General features: G+C 72.4%; 4 protein-coding genes. 2 read left to right on the top strand and 2 right to left on the bottom strand.

Annotated elements, in window-relative coordinates:
• Window positions 1-124: 124 nt before the first annotated feature.
• Together AB0I76_RS23215 and AB0I76_RS23210 are read right to left on the bottom strand one after the other, a co-directional pair.
• Window positions 125-1,015 carry a septum formation family protein gene (locus AB0I76_RS23215; protein ID WP_357039095.1) on the bottom strand — a complete coding sequence of 297 codons (891 nt, stop codon included), beginning with the start codon at window positions 1,013-1,015 and terminating at the stop codon, window positions 125-127.
• Window positions 1,016-1,099: 84 nt separating this feature from the next.
• Window positions 1,100-2,002 carry a septum formation family protein gene (locus AB0I76_RS23210; protein ID WP_357039093.1) on the bottom strand — a complete coding sequence of 301 codons (903 nt, stop codon included), beginning with the start codon at window positions 2,000-2,002 and terminating at the stop codon, window positions 1,100-1,102.
• Between the two features lie 268 nt (window positions 2,003-2,270).
• On the opposite strand from AB0I76_RS23210, the gene rpe reads away from it, so the two are divergent.
• A complete protein-coding gene (gene rpe / locus AB0I76_RS23205) occupies window positions 2,271-2,951 on the top strand; it encodes a ribulose-phosphate 3-epimerase (RefSeq protein WP_357039090.1) in 681 nt (226 codons plus the stop codon).
• Between the two features lies 1 nt (window position 2,952).
• Window positions 2,953-3,933, top strand: coding sequence for a response regulator (locus AB0I76_RS23200; protein ID WP_357039087.1), 981 nt, complete (start codon window positions 2,953-2,955; stop codon window positions 3,931-3,933).
• Window positions 3,934-4,423 lie beyond the last annotated feature (490 nt).

Below are 4,423 nucleotides of genomic sequence, written 5' to 3'. Positions count from 1 at the left end.
GCCTCCGCGATCTTGCACTTTCGGTCCCCGCTATGGGATGTCCTGTCCCTTATGCCCCGGCATAAAGTGCAAGATCGCGGAGGCCGGGGGGCAGGGGGGGGCAGGGCGGGGTGGGTGGGGTGGGTCAGGTGCGGGGGAGGGCCTTGGGGCCGGCGTTCTTGACCGAGCGGGTCAGGGTGCGGTCGTCGGCCCAGAGGAAGCACTGCACGCCTCGGTCACCGTTGCGCCAGTCCTGCTCGTACGGCTGGAAGTAGATCGACCCGGCGCGGAACTCGACGTCGCCGCGCGGCACCTTCGCGTACGACGCGACGAGGGCCAGGCACGCCTCGTGGGCCTTGCGTTCGGCCTTGTCGAACTCCGCGTAGCTGGTGTCCGGGGCGACCCAGACGCCGACGAACTCGGCCCGGTGCTTCCTCGTGCAGGCGACCGCCTTCATCTCGGTGACGTCGTCGCCCTTCATGACCGGGTCGAAGCATCCGTGACGCAGCGGCGCGGCACCGGTCAGCGCGCCCTTCAGGCTGCCCGTGCGCAGCACCACGCTCGGGTCGTCCACACCGCGCACCTCGGTGGCGTCGCAGCGGAACCAGCGGGACCCCCCGGTCCAGGCCGCGGGCGAGGGGTACACCACGGAGACGCCGACCCGGCCGGTACGCCAGTCCGCGCCCAGCGCCTTCGTCGTCTCCTTGTGGCAGGTGGCGTGCGCGGCGCGGGTACCGGCGGACCCGGGGGCGGGCGGCTGGGCGCCCGTCGCGGCGGCGCCGGTGAGGGTGCCGACGTGCAGGGTCTCCACGCGGTGCGGACGATCGCAGCCCACCGGCCCGTACGAGCTGAGGTAGCCGACCTCCTGGACGTGGGAGTGGCAGGTGCCCGGCTCGGGGGTGAATGCCGCGGGGGCGGCGATCGTGGTCCAGTCGTCGGTCAGGTCACCGTCGATGCCGGCCGGCGGCGTACCGCAGCCGGTCAGCGTCACCGCCGCCACGGCGCCGAGCGCGACCCCGATGAGCCACCGTCGCATCGCCGTCGACCTCCCGTCGTCCGGTGGTCGGCGCCGGCCCGTCGACCGGTGCGCGCCACGGTGCGGGAGCATACGGCACCGTGCTCAGATGGCGGGTAGTCCCTGCGGGCCGGCGCCCCGCATGGACCGGGTCAGCTTGCGGTCGTCGCTCCACAGGAAACAGCGCACGCCCCGGTCGCCCTCCTCCCACTCCCGCTGCGACGGCGGGTAGAAGATGGACCCCGCCCGGTACGGCAGGTCGCTGTTGTTGGGCACGGCGGCGAACGCGGCGATCAGCGCCATGCACCGCTTGTGCGCCTGCTGGTCGGCCTTGACGAACTCGTCCCAGCTCATGTCCCGCTCGACGTAGACGCCGACGAACTCGGCGCGGTGCGGCTCGGTGCACAGCACCGGGGCCATGTAGTTGAGGTTGTCGCCGATGAGCTTCGGGTCGAAGCAGCCGTGCACCAGGCCCGAGTCGCCGATCATCGCGCCCCGCAGGCTGCCGGTGCGGTTGATCGGCCGTGTGTTGTCGATGCTGTCGGTCTCGCTGAGGTCGCACCGGAACCAGCGCGAGCCGCCCCGCCAGGCGGGCACCGTCGGCAGGGCGATGTTCAGGGTGAGCCGGGCGGAGTGCCAGTCGCCGCCGAGCACCTCCCGCGCCCGCTGGTCGCACTCGGCGCGAGCGGTACGCAGCGCGGGGGAGCCGGGCTCCGGCCGCTCGCGTTGGCGGGCTACGGCGCCGGTGAAGGTGCCGACGTGCACCGCCTCGGCGAGGTGGTTGCGGGCGCAGTCCACCGTCTCGTACGTGGCGGCCTGCACGACGGACGTGATCCGGGGCATGCAGACCCCGGAGGCCGGTGTGAACGGCAGTGGCGCCGACAGCACGGGCCAGTCGTCGACGAGGTCGCCGTCCGAGCCGCCCGGTCGTACGCAGCCGGCCAGCAGGGCCACGCCCGCGCCCGCCAGCGCCAGCGCCGTCAGCACCTCGGGGGCACGCCCCAGCAACCGTCGCATCATCCGCCCTTTCCGGGAGCTGACGGCCGGTCGACCTGTCGCCGGGCGGGGGTGCCCGCCGACGTCGTACGACCCACGTCACCGTCCCCGATGGAGTGTTGCCGCGTTTCCGTCGTCCGGCCAGTCACCGATGGCTGTTCGTCCGGTTTGGCCGGGCCGGAACGGCCTATTCTGCACCACTGGTCACCGCTGGGTCACAGGGTGTCCCGGTTGGTGCCGCGCCGCTGGCGGCGGGTGGCCGCGTTCGTACACTGGCCCGGTGACCGTACCGCCGCCGATCGTCGCGCCGAGCATCCTGGCCGCCGATTTCGCCCACCTCGCCCGAGAGGTCCGTGCCGTCGAGAACGCCGCGGACTGGTTGCACGTCGACGTCATGGACAACCACTTCGTGCCGAACCTGACCATCGGGCTTCCCGTGGTGCAGAGCCTCCGGGCCGCCACCGAGCTGCCCTTCGACGTGCACCTGATGATCACCGACCCGCGACGCTGGGCGCCCGGGTACGCCGACGCGGGGGCGTACAACGTCACCTTCCACGCGGAGGCCTGCGACGATCCGGTGGCCCTGGCCAAGGACCTCCGTTCGGCGGGTGCCAAGGCGGGGCTGGCGATCGACCGGGACACGCCGATCGAGCCGTACCTGGAGCTGCTGCCGAGCTTCGACACGCTGCTGATCATGACGATCAAGGCGGGCTTCGGCGGGCAGCGGTTCCTGCCGCACCTGCTCGACAAGGTCCGCGCGGCCCGCCGGCACGTCGACGCCGGCCACCTGGAGCTGCGCATCGAGGTCGACGGCGGGATCGCCGCCGACACCATCGAGCAGGCCGCCGAGGCCGGCGCGGACGCGTTCGTGGCGGGCACCGCCGTCTACGGCGCGGACGATCCGGCGGAAGCGGTCCGCCGCCTCCGCTCCCTCGCCGAACGCGCGGTGGCCGGGGCCTGACGTGGACCCGGCCGACGACCGCAGGGACCTGATCCTCGTCGTCGACGACGACGAGGACATCGCCCGCTTCGTGGAGTTCAACCTGCGGTTGCACGGGTTCGACGTGGTCCATGCCGGCGACGGCCAGGAGGCGTTGGAGGTCATCGAGCGGCAACGCCCGGACCTGGCGGTGGTCGACCTCATGATGCCCCGCATCGACGGTCTGGAGCTGACCCGCCGGCTGCGGGCCGACCCGATGACCGCGGCCCTGCCGGTGATCATGCTGACCGCCAAGGGTCTCACCGTCGACAAGGTGCACGGGCTCAGCGCCGGTGCGGACGACTACCTGGTCAAACCGTTCGACACCGCCGAGCTGGTCGCCCGGGTCAGTTCCACGCTCCGCCGCAACAAGGAGTTCCGCGAGGTCTCCCCGCTGACCGGCCTGCCGGGCAACAGCCGCATCCGGCGGGAGATCGCCGACCGGATCCGTGGCGGGTCGGACTACGCGGTCGGCTACATCGACATCGACCGCTTCAAGAGCGTCAACGACGTGTACGGCTTCTCCCGGGGCGACGACTTCATCACCGCGCTGGCGCGCAGCCTGCACCGGGCGGTGATCTCGGTCGGCCTCCCGCCGGCCTTCCTCGGCCACGTCGGCGGCGACGACTTCGTCTTCGTCTGTACGCCGGCGCAGGTGCTGCCGCTCACCGCGAGGGTCTCGGCCGACTTCGAGAAGGCCGCTGACGCCCTCTACGACCCGTCCGACGCGGCTCGGGGTTACGTCGAGGTGAAGGACCGGCGGGGCAACCTGCACCGCGCCCACCTGGTCACCCTCTCGATCGGTGTGTCCGTCTCCGACGCCGGCAAACGCCTCACCAACCCGCTCCAGGCCATGAACCTCGCCTCGGAGATGAAGACGGTGGCCAAGAGCCAGCCCGGGTCGTACGTGGCGGTGGACCGTCGCCGCAGTGTGGGTGACCCGCACCACCGCCATGTGAAGTAGCTCGCCTGTGGGGAGACACGCCCCGTCGGGCGTGTAAGACTTTCGGGGTACCCACCACGCGCTGGCGGGACTCGGTGTAATTCCGAACCGGCGGTGATCCACGGTCCGACCGTGGTAAGCCCGCGACCCGGTCGGCCTCGTGCCGCCCGGTGGACCTGGTGAGAATCCGGGGCCGACGGTTGGGTGCGGGCATGCCCGCTCCCAGACAGTCCGGATGGGAGACAGCGCGCGGGACGGACGGGCGTGCCCGGCCGCCGAGGTTCGGCGTGCCGTGACCGCCCCCCGGGTCGGCTCTGCCGTACCCGTGCCCTCCGCCGCCGCACGCCCGCGGCCCCATGCCGCCGCTCCCGTCGCCGCCCGCGCGCTGACCGAGTGAGAGGGCAGGGCATGGCCGGGGCGGCCGAGGTCGCCGGCTACGACCTGGTCGTCGCGGACACGGTCAACCACCTGCTGCGCGGCGTGCACCTGGCCACCGGTGAGGTGGTCACGG

It is taken from the genome of Micromonospora sp. NPDC049799 (assembly GCF_040656655.1).
GTDB lineage: Bacteria > Actinomycetota > Actinomycetes > Mycobacteriales > Micromonosporaceae > Micromonospora.
Note: the sequence above shows the minus strand (reverse complement) of the source record. Positions and strands in the feature narration are given on the sequence as shown.